Here is an 18,965-nt window from a genome sequence, read left to right as displayed (position 1 = left end):
TGTTGGTGAGCCTCGGTCAGCCACCGAGGCGGGCGAGCACCGCATCGAGCCGGGCCGGATCGGGCTCCAGACGCGTCAGTGTCGCCGTATAGACGAGCAGTGCCCGCACCCGCCGGCCCGGATAGATTTGCCCGATCAGGGCGCGATAGACCGCGAGCTGGGCCAGCGTCGTCTCGGGAATGGCGCTTTCGTCCCGAGGGGGCCGCGCAGCGGTCTTGAAATCGGCGATGACGACCTCGGCGGCCGAGATCGCGAGCCGGTCGATCTGGCCCGAAACGGGGCGCCTTTCGTCCTGGCTCAACCTGACCATGCCGGTGATCGGCACCTCCGCCAGCGAACCCCGTCCGAAGAGCCCGGCAAGCGCCGGATCGGCCAGCAGCGCGAGCGCGTCGGCGATGATGGCCTCGCGCCGGGCAGGCGTGACCGCGCCGGCCCGTGCCAGGCCGAGCGCCCGGGCCACCGGCTCGCGCTGGTCCGGTGCGATCTCCGGCAGCATCTGTAGCAGCAGATGGGCGAAGCGCCCGGCCGCGGCGGCCTCCGCCAGAAACGGCCCGTCCACCGGCCGGTCGGGCGCATCGGCTGCCGCGAGAGCGCTGGAGGGCTTCAGCGGCGGCGCCGGCTCGGTTTCGCGCGGCGGAGGCTCCCGCAGCCAGCGGGGCACGGCTTCGGTCGGATGGGCATCCGCGTCCGGGGGCGTTTCCTGCGGCTGCGGCGGCGAGGTCATGAAACGCCGGACCGCGCTCTCGCCCGCGCCGATCTCGGCAAGCCCGGTCGCAGAGGCGCCGAGGCCCGCCTCGATCATGGCGTACCAGCTCCCCTCCGGCGCTTCGCCCTTGGCTTGCGCCCCGCAGACGATCAGCCGGTCCTCGGCTCGCGTCATCGCGACATAAAGCAGCCGGTGATGCTCCTCGACCATCTGGCCGATGACCTGCGCCTTGGCCGCCGCCGTGGCGCTGGCATCCTCGGCGCTGCCGGGCGGCCAGATCGGGACGGCCTGCCGGCGCGGCGGCGCGATCGCCAGGATCTTGGGCAGACGCTTGGCACCGGGCGCCGGCGCCAGATCGGCAAGGATCACGGTCTTCGCCTCCAGCCCCTTGGCGCCGTGCACGGTCATGACGCGCACCTCGCCGGCACTCGCCGACAGGTCGCGCTTCACATCGGTCGCGGCCTCGCTGACATGCTGCAGGAAGCCGGCGAGCGAGGGTCCGTAGCGGCGTTCATGGTTGAGTGCGGCGGAGAGGAAGGCGTCGAGCGCGTCTCCTGCTTCGGCGCCGAGCCGGGCCAAAGCGAGATTGCGCCCGCCGCCCGGTCCAAGCAGTCCGGCGAAGAAGCGGAAGGGCCCGCAGCGTCCGGCCTCGGCGGCGAGTTCAGTGAGCCGCTCTTCGACCGCGCCATAGCGCGGCTCCGTCGCTCCGGCCTCCCGTAGCGCCAAACGCAGCGAGCCTCTCCGTCCGGGCGCGAGCCGCAACAGGTCGTCGTCGTCGAGCCCGATCAGCGGCGTCTTCAGCGCCGTCGCCAGCGTCAGGTCGTCCTCCGGCAGGAGCAGGGTCCGCCCGAGCACGACGAGGTCCTCCACCGCAGGATGTTCGGCCAGCGTCAGCCGGTCGCGGCCCGTCACTGGCACGCCGGCATCCTTGAGCGCCTTGACGATGTTCTCGAACAGGGCGCCGCGCTGGCGCAGCAGGATCATGACGTCGCCCGGCGCGAAGCGGTTGCCGAGATCGTCGCTCCCCCGGCGCCTCCACTCCCCGAGCGTCGCCGCGATGCGCTGCGCCAGCTTGGCGGTGCCGCTGCGCCGCTCCGGAGCGTCGACCGGCGTCGTCCAGGCATCGGGCGGTTCGGCCGTGTCGTTGGCACAGAGCGGCCAGAGGTCGACGCAGCCGGCGGCGGCGCGGCGCACCGTGTCATGGGTCTCCGGTCGCTCCGAGCCGTCGAAGACGAGCCCGCGCGCATGCTCGGGCAAGGCAAAGACCGCATCGACCGCCTGCATGATGTCGGGCGCCGAGCGGAAGGAGGTGTTGAGGCTGATCGACGCGAAGCGCTGCTCGGCTTCCGTGATGCGCCGCCCGAGCTGCCGCCTCTGTTCGTTGAAGGCTGCCGGCGCCGCACCCTGGAAGCCGTAGATCGACTGCTTCTCGTCGCCGACGACGAAGACGGTGCGCGGCTTCGGGCTCTCGTCGCGCCCGCCCGCGCCCGCACTGAACTCCTCGGCGAGCTTGCGCAGGATCGCCCATTGCGCCTCGCTGGTATCCTGTGCCTCGTCGAGCAGGATGTGGTCGATGCCGGCATCGAGCTTGTAGAGCACCCAAGCCGCCTCGACCCGCGTCAGCAGCGAGCGTGTCTTCGCGATCAGATCGTCGTAGTCGAGCAGCGAGCGCTCGCTCTTCTGGCGCTGATAGGAGGCGAGCATGCGCGTCACCAGGAGCGCCAGCGCGTGACTGCGGTCGCGGATCGCGATGGCGTTGAGCTGGTCCGTGGCTGCGAGCAGAAGTGCAGCGAGCTCGTCGAGCACCGCCAGCAAAGCGGGCTCGAACTCCGACTTGCCCTTGCCGCGGATATTGACGTTGATCGTCCCGGCATCGGTGATGAAGCCGCGCCGGCAAAAGACGACCGGGTCGCCGTCGTCGACGCCCGCGAGCAGGGAACGCAGCGTCGCGGCGAAAGTCTGCCGGGTCTGGCTGCCGGCGGCGAGCGCCTCGATCAGCGCCCCCAATCCCGCGATCCGCGCGAGCGCGCTGCGGAAATCGGCCTTCACGGTCGCAGCAGAGAGCTCTGGAACGATCCCCAGCACGGCCGCGATCCCGCCCAGCATCTCGCCGGCATCGCGGGCGCGTCCGTCCGCGTCGTTGAACAGCGCGCGCTGGCGCAGCGCCTCCTGCATCATGGCGTCGAAGGTGTCCTGCGCCGCCTGGCGGGCGAGCAGGTCGAGCGCCCGCGCCTCGGCGCCCTGCGGATCGGCCGCCACCCTCGTCAGCAGGTCGCGTCGCGCCTGCCGCAGCATCTCGGCCTGGGCGAGATCGTCCGCCACCTCGAAGCGCGGCGGCACATTGGCCTCGAACGGCGCCGATTGCAGCACGCGCGTGCAGAAGGCGTGGATGGTCTCGATCTTGAGGCCTCCCGGCGTCTCCAGCGCCTGCGCGAACAGCCGCCGTGCCGCCGCGCGTTGCAGAAGCGACGGCGCCTCCCCGGTCAGCTTCGTCAGCGTGGCGACGAGATCGGCCTCGGGCAGGGTCGCCCAGGAGCTGAGGGCCGCGAAGACCCGGTTCGCCATATTGGCGGCGGCGGCCTTGGTATAGGTGATGCAGAGCAGCCGGCCGGGCGCGACGCCATCGAGCAGCAGCCGCAGCACGCGGTTGACCAGAACATGGGTCTTGCCGGAGCCGGCATTGGCGGAGACCCAGGCGCTGAGGCGCGGATGAGCGGCCAGGGCCTGGTTCTGGTCGGTCAGCGGCGGGACGATCCAGCCCGGTTTCATGCCTCGCCCCCCTCGTCGCTCTCGGAGGCGGCCGACCATTCCTTGACCCGCGCGAGATGGTCGTAAGCGGAGGCATATTTGATGTAGTCCGGCGCGCGGCGCGAGAGATAGGCCTCGCGCCCGCTGCGCAGCGCATCGAGATGCGCGAGCAGCCTGTCCAGATGGCGGGCGGCGACATCCGTCAGCGTTTCATCGCCGAAATCCAGCGGCTTGTCCTTCGCCCAGCCCTTCGGGTCATGGTGGAGCTTGAGATAGAGCAGTGCCTCGACTGGGGTCGGGCCGGCCAGCGGCGGAAAGCCCGCCCGCGCCGCGAGCTCTGCTTCCAGCGTCAGTTGCGGCGCAAAACCCTTCTCGACCTGCGCCTTGCTCGGCGGCGCCCCGGTCTTGAAGTCGATGATGCGCAAGGCCGGCTCGCGGGTCAGCTCGATCCGGTCGGCCCGGCCACTGAGCCGGAACTGTGCACCATCGGCGAGCGTGAAGGTTGTGCCGGTGCCGAGTTCGACGCCGATCCGCGCGAGGTCGCCGCGGCGTCGCCCTTCCCAGGCGATGAAATGCCCGGCCGTGATCAGGAAGCGTGGCCACCAGAAGGCCCGAACCTCCGGCGCATCGTCGAATTGCCGGAACTTCAATGCGCCGATCTCGATCAGCCGGCCAAGCGCATCGGCCGGCAGCTGATCGGGATAGGTCTCGGCGAACTGGGCAACGATGTCGTGCAGCAGATTGCCGCGATCCTGCGCGGTGGGATCCTCGATCAGCGGGGCAAGCACGTCGAGCTTCAGAATCTTGCGGGCATGGATCTGGTAGGGGTCGCGGTAGAGCGTCTCGACATCGGTGACGCTGAGCGAAAGCGGCTGCAGCGCGCGTGCCGGCTTCGGCGCGGGCCGCGAAACCGGGAAGGTCGCGGCCGGCACCGAGAGCGCGGACGCAAACCCGGTCAGCCGCGTGCCTCGGGCGAGGGCCTCCGCCCAGACCGGCGCAGGCGTCACCGCCTTCAGCCGCTGCCAGAAGCGCGAGGCGATGGTCTCGGCCTCGCCGGCCTTGCGGGCGCGCGTCAGCGTCACGCGTTCGGCGCCCAGCGCCTGCACGAAGTCATGCGCGGTCTGGCCGATGCGCCGTTCCGGTGGCGAAAGCCCGAGTTCGGTCCGCATCGGCCGGTTGAGGAAGGAATCCGTCTTCGTCTCGGGTGGCCAGACCGTCTCGTTCAGCCCGCCGAGCACGACATGGTCGGCCTCGAGCAGGCGGGCTTCGAGCAGGCCCCAGATCTTGACGCGCGGATGGCCGCCGCCCGTCCGGCGGACGACCCGCTCGGCGAGCAGGCCGTCGAGGATGGCGATGAAATCCGGCGCGCGGCCGCCTGCCGGCATCTCGGGCTCGGCCGCGCCGAGATCGTCGAACAGGCCGGCCAGCGTTTCGCCGTCATGCCCGGTGAAGGCACGGGCATGGCCGTCCTCGTCGCGGCTGACCGCATCGAGCGCGGCCCTTGCAGCCTGCGTCACCCGGGCGAGCGAAGGTTCTTCCAGGAAAAGTGCCTCCAGCAGCGGCGAAAGCGCTTCGCCGATAGCATTCAGCACGGCGGTCGCCGCCGCTTCGTCGGTCTCGTCAAGCCGGCGTCGCGGGCCTGGCGCATGCCGGGCATTGTGCAGTTTGGCCCAATTTCCGAGATTGTCGTGCAGCCCCGCCAGCCCCCGGCCGACAGCCTCGCCGCGCCACAGCCCGATCTCCAGCGCCGAGGCACCGTGCTCGACCTGCCCGCGCGCCAGCCCGAGCCGGCAGAGCGGATGCGCCAGCAGCGGCACGAGCGCAGCCGGCGTCATCTCGGCCAGCGCGGCTTCGAGGATCAGCCGCAGCAGCGAGCCGGCTGGCCAGCGCGCCAGCGGCAACCCGGCGGAATCGTCGACCTCGATGCCCCAGCGCCGCAGCTCGACCGTGACGCGCTCGGCGAGTCCGCGATCGGGCGTGATCAGCGCTGCCTGACGGCCGGGCTCTTCCAGCGTCTCGCGTAGCGCCACGGCGACGGCCAAGGCCTCCTGGCGTTCGTCGGCCGCCTCGACCAGCCGCAACCCCTGGAAGCCGAGTCCGGCCTCGTCGGCATCGAGGCGCTGGCGCAGATCGGCCCAGCTCTGGGTGACCGAGGCCGGCAAAAGCGCTTCGCGCAGCAGCCGCGAGCGGGCGGTACGGGCCGCATCCGGTTCGGCCAGTCCCCGGACATCGTCGCGGGTCGCGTGCAGTTCTGCCATCAGATGGTGCAGCGCCGCCTGCGGATGCGACGGCGCGGGCTCGTCGGCAATGGCGTCCCAGGCCGCTTCGGGCAGGGCGAGATCGAGGCCGGGCAGCACCACGGCGCCGTTCGGCAGGCGCGCGATGGCCGCCAGCAGCCGCGCCGTGGCCGGCACGGTCCCGGTCGAACCGGCGGCGATGATCGGGCTCTGGGAACCGCCCGTCAGCAGCCGCTCGCGTTCGGCACTGAGCGTGCGGTTGCGGAAATCGGCCGGGTCGCAGGTGCCGCGCTCCGCCAGGATCGCCGGCCAGGCTTCACCGAGGATGGCAAGGAAGCTCGCATTGAGCTGCCAGATCCGGTCGAAGCGCGTGGCGTCGAGCCGTCCCAGCCTTTCGACGGCGACGCCTTCGGTCTGCATCTGGTCGAGCAGTGCGGCAAGGTCGCCGGCGAGCCCATAAGCCTCCGCCAGCGTCGCGGGCACCAATGCGGGCTCGGATGGGTCGAGCCTGAGATGACTGCGATTGGCGCTTCGCCCCCAGGCATCGACCAGCCGCGTCAGGATCATGCGCCGTGCCAGCGGGTCGATCGGTCCGAGACGCTCCTGCGCCCAGGCACCCGCGCCGATCAGCGTCGTCTCCGCCTCGTCGACATCGCCGAGTGGCATGATGCGCGGCAGCAGCAGCGGCTTGCCGCCGAGCTTCTCCGACAGGCAGGCGGCGAAGGCGCGCGCGGCTCTCCGTGTCGGCAGATAGAGCGTGACCCGCGCCATCGCCGACGGGTCGGCGGGGTCGTGGATGGTGCCGAAGCGCCCCTCCAGCATCGCCTGCGCCAGCACCTCCAGGAACGGGGCGCCGGGCGGGATGTTGAAGAGGTTCAGCTCAGGCATGGACCCCCGTCACGGCGGCAAAGGCTGCCTCTGCCGGCGCGATCGCCTCTGGTGTGCCGACATGCAGCCACTGGCCATCGAGGACGAGGCCATGCAGGCGGCCGGCCGCGATTGCCCGGTCGAACAGCAGGTTGAGTGAGAACGGGCCCCCGGGCGTGTCCGCAAACAGTTCGGGCTTCATGATGGCGACGCCGGCATAGACATAAGGTGCGCTGGCTGCCGTGCCGCGCCGCGTCAGCAGCCCGTCATCGCCGAGGAAAAAATCGCCGCGCCCGTCGAAGCCGACGCTGCCCTCGCGCCGGGCCAGCAGCAGCAGCATGTCCATCCCGTCGGCGTCCCAGGCCTGCGCCATCGCGCTCATGTTGGAGCGCTGCGTCTCGCTCCAGAGCGAATCCGAATTGACGTGGAAGAATGGCTCGCTGCCCAGCAGCGGCAGCGCTTTCTTCACGCCGCCTCCGGTTTCCAGAAGCTGCGCCCGCTCGTCGGAGATCGTCACGCGCGGCTGTTCGCGCGAGGCCAGATGCGCCTCGATCTGCGCGGCGAGGTGGTGGACATTGACCACCGCCTCCTCGACGCCCGCCTCGGCGAGGCGGTCGAGCGCATGGTCGAGCATCGGCTTGCCGCCGATCGCGACCAGCGGCTTCGGCAGCGTATCGGTGATCGGGCGCATGCGCTGTCCGAGACCGGCCGCCAGGACCATGGCGCGGCGGATCGGTGTCGGGCTGGCCTGCGTCACGCGAATCTCCCTCGGTTGGGCAAACCTATCAGACATCTGCGCCGGTCGTCCCGGGCGACCGCAGGGAGACCCGGGACCCATGCCGGAACCTCACCGGCAAGCGCTCCGGAATGGATCCCTGATCGGCGCGGCTTCGCCGCTTGTCCGGGATGACGGTGGAGGATGTGACGGCGAAGCCGGAAGACTCACCCGACCTCGAACAGCTTCGGCAGATGCGCCTGATACCAGCCCTTCAGCTCTTCGAGCGCGGGGTGCTCCAGGTTGCGGCGCAGATAGGCTTCGATGCGCGGCAGATGCTTGAGATAGGCCGGCTTGCCGTCGCGCTTGTCGAGCCTGGCGAAGATGCCGGCGATCTTGGTGTTGCGCTGCGTGCCGAGGATCGCATAGGCGCGGGCGAAGCCGGCGAGGTCGAAGCCCGGGTCGTCGCCGCGCCGCGCCTTGCCGTAGGCGGCGAGCAGCCGCAGCTCCAGCGCCGCCGGTACATCGATGCGCGCATCCTGCCCGAGCGAGGCGAGATCATAGGCCGGATGGCCGATCACCGCGTCCTGGAAGTCGATCAGCCCGAGCGTGGCATGGCCCTGGCGGGCGGGCAGCCAGATCAGGTTGGGCGAGTGGAAATCGCGCAATGTCCAGGTGCCAGGCGCTTCGAGGATTTCATCGAAAAGCCGGTTCCAGATGCGCGTGAATTCGGCTTGCGTCACCGCCGGCAGGGTCACGCCGGCGATATGGGGCGCATACCATTCGAGGATCAACTCGGTCTCGATCGCCAGCGCGCCGCGGTCGTAATCCGGCACGACATGGTCGCGCCCTTCGGTGACCGGCAGGATCGTCGGCAGCGCATGGCGGTGCAGGTCGGCGAGCAACCGCGCCGCCGCCTCGTAGCGCTCCGGGATCGGGCCATCGTTATCGATCACGCCCTCGCTGCCGAGATCCTCGATAAGAAGCAGCCCGGTCGACAGGTCCTGCGCATAGATTTCGGGCGCCGAATAGCCGAGCGAGTGCAGGCCGCGATCCATGGCGACGAAGGCATCGACGGTCTCAGCCAGATGCGCGATGGCGCTATAGGGCTTGCCGAGCCGGATGGCCGGACCGTCCGGCCGTGGCGGTGAGATCATCAGCACGGCGCTGAGACCGTCGGCACGCGTCAGCCGCTCATAGGCGCGGCTCGAGGCATCGCCCTGCATGTAGTCGCGCCTCGCCTCGCCCCAGCCGGCCTCGTCGATCAGCCGGCGCGTCGCGATGGCGATTGCAAGCCGCTGGCGCCAGAGCACGCCTCCCGACAGATCGGCGATGCGCCCGGTCTCTGGATTCTGCGGATCGACGTCGAGCACGATGTCGAGCCTGCGTCCGCCCGGCAGGCGCGTCCCGGCCCGGTCCGGCCACTCGACCAGTACGATCAGCCGGTCGAGATCCTCGACAAGGCCGATATCGTCGAGCTCGTCGGGTGAGCGCACGCGGTAGAGATCGGCATGGAGGACGCCGCCGCGCGGCGTCTCGTAGCTCTGAACGAGGGTGAAAGTCGGGCTCGGCGCCTCCAGTACCGGATCGTCGGCGAGTTCGCGCAGGATCGCGCGCGCCAGCATCGACTTGCCGGCTCCGAGATGGCCCGACAGAGCGACGATGTCGCCAGGCTTGAGGATCGCGGCGAGATCGGCGGCGAGGCGCAGCGTCGCCGCCTCGTCCGCCAGCACCAGCCGATGCGTGCCGGACCTGCGGGCGTCCTCGGTCATTCCGCCGCGTCCGACATCGACACGCCTTCGGACGGGAACACCGCCGTCACGCGGGTGCCGCGCCCGGGCGCCGAATCGAGTTCGACGCGCCCGCCATGCAGCTCCACGATCGAGCGCACGATCGACAGGCCCAACCCCACGCCACGATGACTGGAGCCGAGCGAATGGCTCTCGAAGCGGTCGAACACCTTCTCCTTGACCTCGGCCGGGATGCCGCGCCCCTGGTCGGCGACGGTGATGCGGATATCGCCGCCATCGCGCGCGGCGCTGACGGTGATCGTCTGGCCTGGCGAGGAGAAGCCGATCGCGTTCGAGATCAGGTTGAACAGCACCTGGCGCAGCCGCTTGCCGTCGGCGCGCAGCAGGCCGGTCTGCGCCGCGATCTCGACCTTGAGATCGAGCTTGCTGCCGGTCAGCCGGTCATGCAGTCCTGCCGCCGCCTGGGCGATGGTCTCGGCCACGTCGACCTCCTCCAGCTCCAGCGTGAGCGCGCCGTTGTCGATCGTGGCGAGGTCGAGGATGTCGTTGATGATGGCGAGCAGGGCGCCGGACGAGCGCACGATGTGCGAGGTGTAATCGCGTTGCTTCTCGTTCAGGGCGCCGATCGCCTCGGTGCCAAGGAGCTGGGCGAAGCCGATGATGTTGGTCAGCGGCGAGCGCAGCTCGTAGGAGACGTGGTGGACGAAGTCCTCGCGCAGCCGCGAGACCTTTTCCAGCGCGTCGTTCTTCTCGGTCAGGGCGCGTTCGACATTCACGCTCGCCGTCACATCGGCAAAGCTGATCAGCGTCGCCCCATCCGGCAGCGGCGCGGCTGCGCAGTCGAGCACCGTGCCGTCGCGCCGCTCCATCCGGCAGCCATAGTCCTCGCGCGCGTCGCGAACGCCGGTGACGACGCTGTGCAGCTCGCTCCAGATCTCGTCCTGCGGGAAGAGCGGGCGGCACAGCCGCACCACCTCGTCGATATGCGGGGCTGCGCTGGCGAGATCGGCCTCGATCTTCCAGGACTGGGCGAAGGCCGGGTTGGAGAGCTTGAGCCGCCCATCCGAACCGAACACGGCGACGCCTTCGCGCAGTGAGTCGAGCGTTTCGCGCTGGGTCCGCGACAGGGCGTTGAAACGCGACTCCAGCGTGAACCGCTCGGTCACGTCGTCGAACAGATAGGTCACGCCGCCCTGCGGATTGGGGCTCGCCACCACATGGATGGTCCGCCCGTCCGGCAGATACCACCAGTCCTCATTGGCGCGCGTCGAGGTATAGGCAGCCTGGACGCCGGCCTTCCAGCTCCGGTAGTCGCCGAGCTCGGGCAGGCGCCGTTCCGAGCGCAGCCGGTCGAGGATTTCGCCATCGCTCGGATGACCGTCGAGGAAGCTGGGATCGAGCGACCACAGCGTCTCGAATCCGGAATTGTGATAGACCAGCCGCTGCGAGGCGTCGAAGACGGCGACGGCCGTCTTGAGCCGGTCGAGCGTGCGGACATGAGCGTCCATTTGGCGCTGCAGATCGGCCCGCACCGCTTCCAGTTCGCTCATATCGGTGGCGATGCCGGCAAAGCCGGTCGGCGTCGGCAATTCGAGGATATCCAGCGTACGCCGCTGCCCGGCGACCACGGCCGGTGCACGCGCCGAGAAGGGCTGTCCTTCGCGCCGCGCCCGGGCTGCGCCCTCGCGCTCGCTGCGGTCCAGCAGTTCGAGCCCGTTCTTGACCGCCTCGCTGCCGTCGGCGGCCTCGACCGCGCGGGCATAGGCGGCGTTGCACCAGCTCAGGCGGCCCTCGGGATTGCGCGTCCAGGCCGGCTGCGGCAGGCCAGCGAGCAGGCCGGCCAGCGCCTTGTGGTCGCCGCTGACCCGCTCCAGCTCGCCGCGCAGCGCCAGCACCTGGGCCCGCTCGCCGGTGACCTCGCGAAACCGGATCACAGCCTGGCCGGCGACGGGCCGGCCCTCGACATCGATGAACGGCCCGGTCTTGCTGCGCAGGGTGAAGCCGAAAGCCTCGCCCCGCTCCTTCAATGCGTCGGTCGCCAGCTCCAGCTTCTTGGCTTCGACCGGCGGAGCCCAGGCGCCGTAGGCCAGGGCCAGCGTCGCGCCGGGCGCGCCGAGGAACCCGCTGTCGCCCTCGAAGACCGGCTCGGCATTGCGGCCGTTCCAGCTGACGACGACCTGGGGATCGGCCGCGAGCAGCGCGGACAGCCGGTCCTGCTGCCCGCGTGCGGCCTCGAGTTCGCGCGCGAGCGCGGTTTCGCGGCGCTGCCAGCGCGCCCGCTCGCGGACATAGACCAGCGAGGTCGTGGCGGCGAAGACGGTGAGGCCCGCGAAGATCAGGGACAGCGCGCTGGTGCCGAGCAGCTCGGGGCGCAGCCTGGTGAGCAGCTCGCCCTGTGCCAGCGCCACGGAGGGAACCTGGCTGGCCACGAGCCCCGGGAGAAGCGCGTGCCGGCGCCAGCCATCGCTGCCCCGTTCCTGTCGGCTCGACCGTCTCATCCCGCGTCCGTCTTCCTCGAGGGCGGCATAGGGCCGCCGGGTGTTCCCGTGCACTCTGGGCCGGGCGTCGAATGGCACGGCACCGCCTTGGGACGCCGCCCTGGGGGCACCCGACGCACGCTTGCCACGACACCGATCACTGTGTGTCGATCCGGTTCGCGCAAGGCGCCGAGGGCCGAATCAGCTTCACTCTAATCATCCGCCGAGTCCGGCAGGAAGTGCTTAATCGCTGGTAAATTTGGCGGATTTTTCGCCGCCCCCGGTCCACGCCCTTTGCGATCAAGAGATAGCGGTTGCCATGCGTCGTTGCTCTATTAGTAGGGGCTGGTGCTCAAAAGACTCAGCGTCCCGGCAAAGAAAAAGGCCCGGCGCGAACGCCGGGCCTTTCCGAAATCCGGTGGGCGCGGATGTCAGTAGCGGTACAGCTCGGGCTTGAACGGGCCGGTTGCGGCTAGGCCGAGATACTTGGCCTGCGCATCGTTGAGCACGGTCAGCTTGGCGCCGACCTTGGCGAGGTGAAGCGCCGCGACCTTTTCGTCGAGATGCTTGGGCAGGGTGTAGACCTTGTTCTCGTACTTGGCGTGGTGGTTCCAGAGTTCGACCTGGGCCAGCGTCTGGTTCGAGAACGAGCAGGACATCACGAAGGACGGGTGGCCGGTGGCGTTGCCGAGGTTCACCAGTCGGCCTTCCGAGAGCAGGATGATGCGCTTGCCGTCGGGGAACTCGACCTCGTCGACCTGCGGCTTGACGTTGTCCCACTTGAAGTTCTTCAGGCCGGCGACCTGAATCTCCGAATCGAAGTGGCCGATATTGCAGACGATGGCGCGGTGCTTCATCGCGCGCATGTGGTCGACGGTGATGACGTCGAGGTTGCCGGTGGCGGTCACGAAGATGTCCGCACGGGGAGCGGCGTCCTCCATGGTGACGACCTCATAGCCCTCCATCGCCGCCTGCAGCGCGCAGATCGGGTCGATTTCGGTGACCATGACGCGGCAGCCGGCCTGGCGCAACGAGGCGGCCGAGCCCTTGCCGACGTCGCCATAGCCGGCGACGCAGGCGACCTTGCCCGACATCATGACGTCGGTGCCGCGGCGGATGGCATCGACCAGCGATTCACGGCAGCCATAGAGGTTGTCGAACTTCGACTTGGTGACGGAGTCGTTGACGTTGATCGCCGGGAACGGCATCCGACCGGCCTTGGCCAGCTCGTAGAGGCGATGCACGCCGGTGGTGGTCTCTTCCGAGACGCCTTTGATCGCGGCGCGCGTCTTGGTGAACCAGCCCGGATTGGCCTTGAGCTCGCGCTTGATCAGCTTGAAGAAGATCGTCTCCTCCTCATTGCCCGGCTTGTCGAGGAATTCGGCCTTGCCGGCTTCCGCCTCGGCGCCGAGGATGATCAGCATGGTCAGGTCGCCGCCATCGTCGAGGATCATGTTGGGCGTGCCGCCATCGCCCCAGGTCGCGGTGCGCAGGACGTACTCCCAATACTCTTCCAGCGTCTCGCCCTTGATGGCGAAGACCGGCACGCCGGTCGCGGCGATCGCGGCGGCGGCATGGTCCTGGGTCGAGAAGATGTTGCACGACGACCAGCGCACATCGGCGCCCAGCTCAGTCAGCGTCTCGATCAGCACGGCGGTCTGGATGGTCATGTGCAGGCAGCCGGCGACGCGAGCGCCCTTGAGCGGGAACTTGCCCTTGTGCTCGGCGCGGATCGCCATCAGGCCCGGCATCTCGTCCTGGGCCATGTTGATTTCCTTGCGGCCGTAATCCGCGAGGCTGATGTCCTTGACGACGTAATCGGATTTCGACACGGGGGCTGCTCCACTGCTCGTTCTGGCAAAGGGTCGGTCTTGAATGACGGGCGGGTCTTTAGCAGCGCCGGCGCCGAAGTGCAATCAAAGATATAAAGATGTCTTTATGTCCGCTCTCGCCGCGAGCGATGCGGGCGGGCGCGGCCCCTTGGCCGCGATCTTGCCCGATGGCAGAGGAAGAGAGCCACGGCCTTCGTCGCGGCATGTCCGCTCCGGAGATCTCCCTTGCCACATTCTGCCGCTGCCTTCCGGCCCTCTCCGGCGCTCGACGTGGCCGTCATCGCCCGCGAGGCCTTCGCCGCTTCCGTCTTCGAGACCCTGCGCGCAGACAGCGCCGACGGGCGCGGCGTGACGCGCACCTCCTATATGGCGGGCGAACAACGCGCCCATGACAGGATCGCCGCGCTCGCCCGGGATCTCGGCCTTGCCGTGTCCGTCGATGCGGCGGGCAATCTCGCGGCCCGCTTCGCCGGTGGCCGCCCAGACCTGCCGGCCTGGATCGTCGGATCGCATCTCGACTCGGTGCATATCGGCGGCAATTTCGATGGTGCTGCCGGCGTCATCGCCGGGCTCACTGTCATTGCGGCGATGATCGACGCCGGCATCCGCCCCGAGCGCGACATCGTCCTGATGGCCTTTCGGGCCGAGGAGAGCAGCACCTGGTTCGTCGGGTGCCATGGCGGTCATCTCGGTAGCCGCGCCGCCCTCGGCCTGCTTTGGGAGGGTGAACTCGACAGCGCCATCCACGTCGCGACCGGCCGACCCTTGCGTGCGATGATGAGCGAGGCCGGCTTCGACCCGGCCCGCATCGAGGCCGGTCCGCCGATCCTGAGTCCCGCCGATTACGCAGGCTATGTCGAACTTCATATCGAGCAGGGGCCGATCCTGGAGCACCGCGCGATTCCCGTCGGTATCGTCACCGGCATCCGCGGCGCCTATCGCGCCCGCAATGCCCGCGCGCTCGGTGCCTGGTCGCACTCCGGCGCCGTGCCGCACGAATATCGTCAGGATGCCGTTTTCGCGATGGCCGACCTCGTCATGGCGCTCGACGGCGAGTGGGCTCGCCGCCGCGCCGGCGGCGAAGATCTGGTCGTCACGGTCGGCAAATTCGCGACCGAGGCCGACCGGCATTCCCTGACCAAGGTGCCGGGCCAGGTCGATTTTGCGCTCGACATCCGCAGCCAAAGCCGCGCAACGCTGGACGGAATGGAAGCCTTCCTGCGGGATCAGGCCCGCAGGATCGAGGCGCAGCGCGGCGTTGTCTTCACCCTCGACCCTTTCGACCGCTCGATGCCGTCGCTGATGGCGCCCGAACTGGTCTCGGCGCTGCAGGCCGGGGCGGAAGGTCTCGGCATCCCGGTCCTGACCATGGCCAGCGGCGGCGGTCATGACGCGCAGGACTTCGCCGATGCCGGTATCCCCGCCGCGATGATCTTCGTGCGCAATGACAAGGGCAGCCACAACCCGGACGAGGCCATGGAGATCGCCGATTTCATGCAGGCGACGCGGGTGCTGGCGAATGTGCTGTCGGGGGTCGCGGGCGTGGAGTAGGGGCTACTCGCCCTCGCCAAACCGATCCGCCACCAGCGTCTGCAGTGCCTGCAGTGCGTCCTTCGCTTCGCGGCCCTTGGCGACGACGGTGATCGTCGAGCCGATGCCGGCGCCGAGCGTCAGGATGCCCATGATCGAGGTCGCCCCGACCGTCTCGCCGCAGCGGGTGACGGTCACGTCGGCGTCGAAGCCCGAGGCGCATTGCACGAATTTCGCTGTGGCGCGGGCGTGCAGGCCCTTCTTGTTGACGATCTGGAACTCGCCATAAAGCGCGCCGGCCGGAATCTCGACCTCGGGGCAGTCGCAGTCGTCCTCGCTCTCGCCCATCTGGAAGCCCACCGCCCCGCCGCCTGCGCTCAACGCGTCCGCATTCACTTGCCGGCCAGCACGCGGCTGGCGACGGTGATGTATTTGCGCCCGGCATCCTGCGCGCTGGTCACCGCCTCGTCGAGGGTCTTTTCCTCGCGCACGCTGGCGAGCTTGATCAGCATCGGCAGGTTGATGCCGGCGACGACGTCGATGCGGCCGGGCTCCATCACCGAAATGGCGAGATTGGAGGGCGTCCCGCCGAACATGTCGGTCAGGACGATGACGCCCTTGCCGGTCTCGACCTGCTCGACCGCCGCGATGATGTCACGGCGACGGCCTTCCATGTCGTCATCGGGGGCGATGGCGATGGTGGCGAGATTCTGCTGAGGGCCGACGACGTGTTCGAGCGCGGCACGGAATTCCGTGGCCAGATGCCCATGCGTCACGAGGACCAGTCCGATCATTCACTATGGCACCGGAGAGCGCCTGAAAGCGCCCGGACAAGGTCGCGGTTTATGCGGCAGGTGCGAAGGATAGGCAAGCCGGCTCGACAGAAACTTGTTAAAATGTAAGATTAATTCGCGTCCATAAACAGCGTCAGCGCGGCCAGGACGAGCCTTTCGTCGCCCGCTCGCCCCATCACCGTCAGGCGCGGCAGGTCGATTCCGGCGAGCCGTTCGACCAGGTTCTCGGGTTCCGGCATGCGCTCGGGCTCCGTCCCGCTGAGATCGACGATCAGCCGCACGACCACGGCGTGCAGATAGGGTTCCGGCGTCAGGCCGAGCCCGCGGCGCTCGATCAGCCCCTCCAGCGGCGGCACGGGCCGCGCCAGCAGCCGCCCGCCACGTGCGCCGAGCGCGGTGCGATCGTCGGCGACGAGCCGCGCGAACTGTCCGGCCCGTCGCGCCTCGGCGATCAGCGCCAGCGCCAGAACCGACTTTCCGGCGCCTGAAGCGCCCCGGATCAGCACACCGGCTTCGCCGATCGCGACGGTCGTCGCATGAATGGCACTGTCGCTCATGATCTGCGCTCAGGCCACCGGCGTCGCGGCCGGCAGGCAGACGATGAAGCGCGCGCCCAGTCGCGGCTGTTCGCCATCGGGCCCCGGCGGACCGAGGCGATTTTCCGCACGGATCGTGCCGCGATGCGCCTCGATGATCTGGCGCGAGATCGACAGGCCGAGCCCCGAATTCTGGCCGAAGCCCTCATTCGGCCGGTCGGTGTAGAAGCGCTCGAAGACCCGCTCCAGCGCATGCGGTTCGATGCCCGGCCCGTCATCCTCGACGGTGATCAGCACATCATTGGCCACGCGCGACAGCGTGACGCGGACCGGCTTGTCGGGCGCCGAGAAGGAGCGGGCATTGTCGATCAGGTTGACCAGGACCTGTCCGAGCCGGGAATCATGGCCGATCACCAGGAAGCCGTCGCGCCCGCCGGGCCGCTGGCTGCGCCGCTCGGTGATGAGTTCGATCCGCGGCTGGCCCTCGCGGCGGGTCTCGTTCTGCACGGAGACCACGGCTTCCAGCACCTGCGCCAGATCGACCGGCGCGGAATCGTTGCGGGCGAGTTCGGCGTCGAGCCGCGAGGCGTCGGAGATGTCGGAGATCAGCCGGTCGAGCCGGCGCACATCGTGCTGGATCACGGCAAGCAGGCGCCCGCGCGACTCGTCGGACTTTGCCCGCGGCAGGGTCTCGACCGCGCTGCGCAGCGAGGTCAGCGGGTTCTTCAGCTCATGGGCGACGTCGGCGGCGAAGCTCTCGATCGCCTCGATGCGGCTGTAGAGTGCCTTGGTCATTTCGCGCAACGAGCCGGAGAGATGCCCGATCTCGTCATGCCGGCTGGCAAAATCCGGGATCTGCTCGCGCGATTTCACGCCCCTGCGCACGCGCTGGGCGGCGTCGGCGAGCTTGCGGATCGGCTCGGCGATGGTGCCGGCGAGCAGCACCGAGAGCAGGATCATCACCACCGCCGAGATCGCGAAGACCTGGAGGATCGCATAGCGCTCCGACGCGATGACGGTGTCGATGTCGCCGCCTTGCGTCGAGAGCAGCAGCGCGCCTTTCACGGCCCGGAAACGCTGCACGGGCACGGCCACCGAGACGATGGTCTGGCCGCGTGTGTTGACCCGCACGACGCTGGCCGGCATCCCGTTCAGCGCGCGCGCCACCTCGGGATAGGACTTGCCGTTGGCGTTCTCGAAATCGTCATAGGTGGGCATGTCGGCCCGCCCGAGCCGGTTGCGCAGCAGGTTCCAGGTGCGCTCGAGCAGCGGCGCCTCGTCCGGCTCCCCGACGCGCGGCAGGTCGAGCCTCAGCACATCGCCGCGCGAATACAGGCTGCGCGAATCCAGCGTCAGCAGCCCGTCGCGGTCGTAGATGCGGGCCCGCGTCTTGGTCGGTGTCACCAGCCGGCGCAGCAGCGGCGCGACCTTTTCCGGATTGATCGAGAAATCGAGCGGATCCTCGGCGATCCCGGCGCTCTCGCCCGCCTGGAGCTGGAGCAGCTTGTCCGGGTCGATGGTGATCGCATCGGTCTCGACGGTCGCGGACGCAGCGATCGCGCCCGCGATGATCTCGCCCTGCGTCAGCAGGCTCTGCACGCGGGACTCGATCAGCCCCTCGCGGAACTGGTTGAGATAGAGGAAGCCGACCAGCAATGCGACGAGGCCGCCGAGGTTGAGGACGACGATGCGCCGCGTCAGGCTCGACGCTGCACGTGACGAGATCGCGCGCAGGGTGCGGCGGGTGAGGGCGCGGAGACGCTGGCGCAGCGTCGGCCCGCTCTCTCTCCTGCGGACCTCCGTCCCGCGCTCGTCGTCGATCGTTGCCATCAGCCTGGAACGCCTGCCTCGTTAGCTTTCCCGCAGCCTCATCCTGAGGAGCGGGCTTCAGCCCGCGTCTCGAAGGATGCTTCAGGAGGCTACGGACATCGCTGGAGCATCTTTCGAGACGCCGCGTTCCGCGGCGCCTCAGGATGAGGGCTGCGAAGAGACGACTGCGTCAGCCTTCCTTGAACCGGTAGCCGACGCCGTACAAGGTCTCGATCATGTCGAAATCGACATCGACCTGGTTGAACTTCTTGCGCAGGCGCTTGATGTGGCTGTCGATGGTGCGGTCGTCGACATAGACCTCGTCGTCATAGGCCGCGTCCATCAGGGCGTTGCGGCTCTTCACCACGCCCGGCCGCTGTGCCAGCGATTGCAGGATCAGGAACTCGGTGACGGTCAGCGTCACCGGCTCGCCCTTCCAGGTGCAGGTGTGGCGCTCGGGGTCCATGCGGAGCAGCCCGCGCTCCAGGGCCTTGGCGTCCTCGCTGCGCGGGGCGGCGGCGGGGTCCTTGGCGCCGGCGCGGCGCAGGATCGCCTTGACGCGCTCGACCAGCAGGCGCTGCGAGAACGGCTTCCGGATGAAATCGTCGGCGCCCATCTTCAGGCCGAAGAGCTCGTCGATTTCCTCGTCCTTCGAGGTCAGGAAGATCACCGGCAGGTCCGACTTCTGGCGCAGCCGCCGCAGCAGCTCCATGCCGTCCATGCGCGGCATCTTGATGTCGAAGATCGCGAGGTCCGGCGGATTCTGCTTCAGCCCGTCCAGCGCCGAGGCGCCGTCGGTATAGGTCATGATGCGATAGCCCTCGGCTTCGAGCGCAATGGAAACCGAGGTGAGGATGTTGCGGTCGTCATCGACCAGCGCAATGGTTGGCATCAGCTCTTTGTCTCTTGGCCGCGTTGCAATAACTGGGTCACTCTCGCGAGAGAGAGGCCAAACCGTGGCCG

12 protein-coding genes are annotated in these 18,965 nt (G+C 69.0%); 1 reads left to right on the top strand and 11 read right to left on the bottom strand.

Annotated features, from left to right (window positions below; genetic code table 11):
* Positions 1–16: 16 nt before the first annotated feature.
* The 6 genes from addA to ahcY all read right to left on the bottom strand — a co-directional run bounded on the left by addA (position 17) and on the right by ahcY (position 13,333).
* Positions 17–3,475 carry a double-strand break repair helicase AddA gene (addA, locus tag C8D03_RS07145; RefSeq protein ID WP_181300753.1) on the bottom strand — a complete coding sequence of 1,153 codons (3,459 nt, stop codon included), beginning with the start codon at positions 3,473–3,475 and terminating at the stop codon, positions 17–19.
* Positions 3,472–6,579 carry a double-strand break repair protein AddB gene (gene addB / locus C8D03_RS07140; protein WP_108045646.1) on the bottom strand — a complete coding sequence of 1,036 codons (3,108 nt, stop codon included), beginning with the start codon at positions 6,577–6,579 and terminating at the stop codon, positions 3,472–3,474. Before addB ends, addA begins: the two co-directional genes overlap by 4 nt.
* Entirely contained in the window at positions 6,572–7,351 is a 780-nt protein-coding gene (locus C8D03_RS07135) for a nucleotidyltransferase family protein (RefSeq protein WP_108045645.1), read from the bottom strand. The genes addB and C8D03_RS07135 overlap by 8 nt, the downstream gene beginning before the upstream one ends.
* Before the next feature lie 149 nt (positions 7,352–7,500).
* Entirely contained in the window at positions 7,501–9,045 is a 1,545-nt protein-coding gene (gene tsaE, locus C8D03_RS07130; protein ID WP_108045644.1) for a tRNA (adenosine(37)-N6)-threonylcarbamoyltransferase complex ATPase subunit type 1 TsaE, read from the bottom strand.
* Positions 9,042–11,522 (bottom strand): sensor histidine kinase, encoded by a 2,481-nt coding sequence (locus tag C8D03_RS07125; protein ID WP_108051311.1) that lies wholly within the window; start codon positions 11,520–11,522, stop codon positions 9,042–9,044. Before C8D03_RS07125 ends, tsaE begins: the two co-directional genes overlap by 4 nt.
* Positions 11,523–11,932: 410 nt before the next feature.
* Positions 11,933–13,333 (bottom strand): adenosylhomocysteinase, encoded by a 1,401-nt coding sequence (ahcY, locus tag C8D03_RS07120; RefSeq protein WP_108045643.1) that lies wholly within the window; start codon positions 13,331–13,333, stop codon positions 11,933–11,935.
* A gap of 225 nt (positions 13,334–13,558) precedes the next feature.
* Between ahcY and C8D03_RS07115 the strand changes: the two genes are divergently transcribed.
* A complete protein-coding gene (locus C8D03_RS07115; RefSeq protein WP_210203901.1) occupies positions 13,559–14,884 on the top strand; it encodes a hydantoinase/carbamoylase family amidase in 1,326 nt (441 codons plus the stop codon).
* Positions 14,885–14,887: 3 nt separating this feature from the next.
* Here C8D03_RS07115 and C8D03_RS07110 read toward each other — a convergent pair whose 3' ends face one another.
* The 5 genes from C8D03_RS07110 to C8D03_RS07090 all read right to left on the bottom strand — a co-directional run bounded on the left by C8D03_RS07110 (position 14,888) and on the right by C8D03_RS07090 (position 18,894).
* On the bottom strand, positions 14,888–15,211 hold the full coding sequence (locus tag C8D03_RS07110) for an HPr family phosphocarrier protein (protein WP_108045642.1): 324 nt from the start codon (positions 15,209–15,211) through the stop codon (positions 14,888–14,890).
* A gap of 44 nt (positions 15,212–15,255) precedes the next feature.
* A complete protein-coding gene (locus C8D03_RS07105) occupies positions 15,256–15,657 on the bottom strand; it encodes a PTS sugar transporter subunit IIA (RefSeq protein WP_108045641.1) in 402 nt (133 codons plus the stop codon).
* 110 nt (positions 15,658–15,767) lie between these two features.
* A complete protein-coding gene (locus C8D03_RS07100) occupies positions 15,768–16,214 on the bottom strand; it encodes an HPr kinase/phosphorylase (protein WP_248308381.1) in 447 nt (148 codons plus the stop codon).
* A gap of 9 nt (positions 16,215–16,223) precedes the next feature.
* Positions 16,224–18,023: a sensor histidine kinase gene (locus C8D03_RS07095; protein WP_108045639.1), complete on the bottom strand. Its 1,800-nt coding sequence runs from the start codon at positions 18,021–18,023 to the stop codon at positions 16,224–16,226.
* A gap of 169 nt (positions 18,024–18,192) precedes the next feature.
* The gene (locus C8D03_RS07090) at positions 18,193–18,894 is read right to left on the bottom strand and encodes a response regulator transcription factor (RefSeq protein ID WP_108045638.1); all 702 of its coding nucleotides are present in this window, start codon (positions 18,892–18,894) and stop codon (positions 18,193–18,195) included.
* Positions 18,895–18,965 lie beyond the last annotated feature (71 nt).

This window comes from Bosea sp. 124 (assembly GCF_003046175.1).
Classification (GTDB): Bacteria; Pseudomonadota; Alphaproteobacteria; order Rhizobiales; family Beijerinckiaceae; genus Allobosea.
This window is presented reverse-complemented; position numbering and strand designations above follow the sequence as displayed.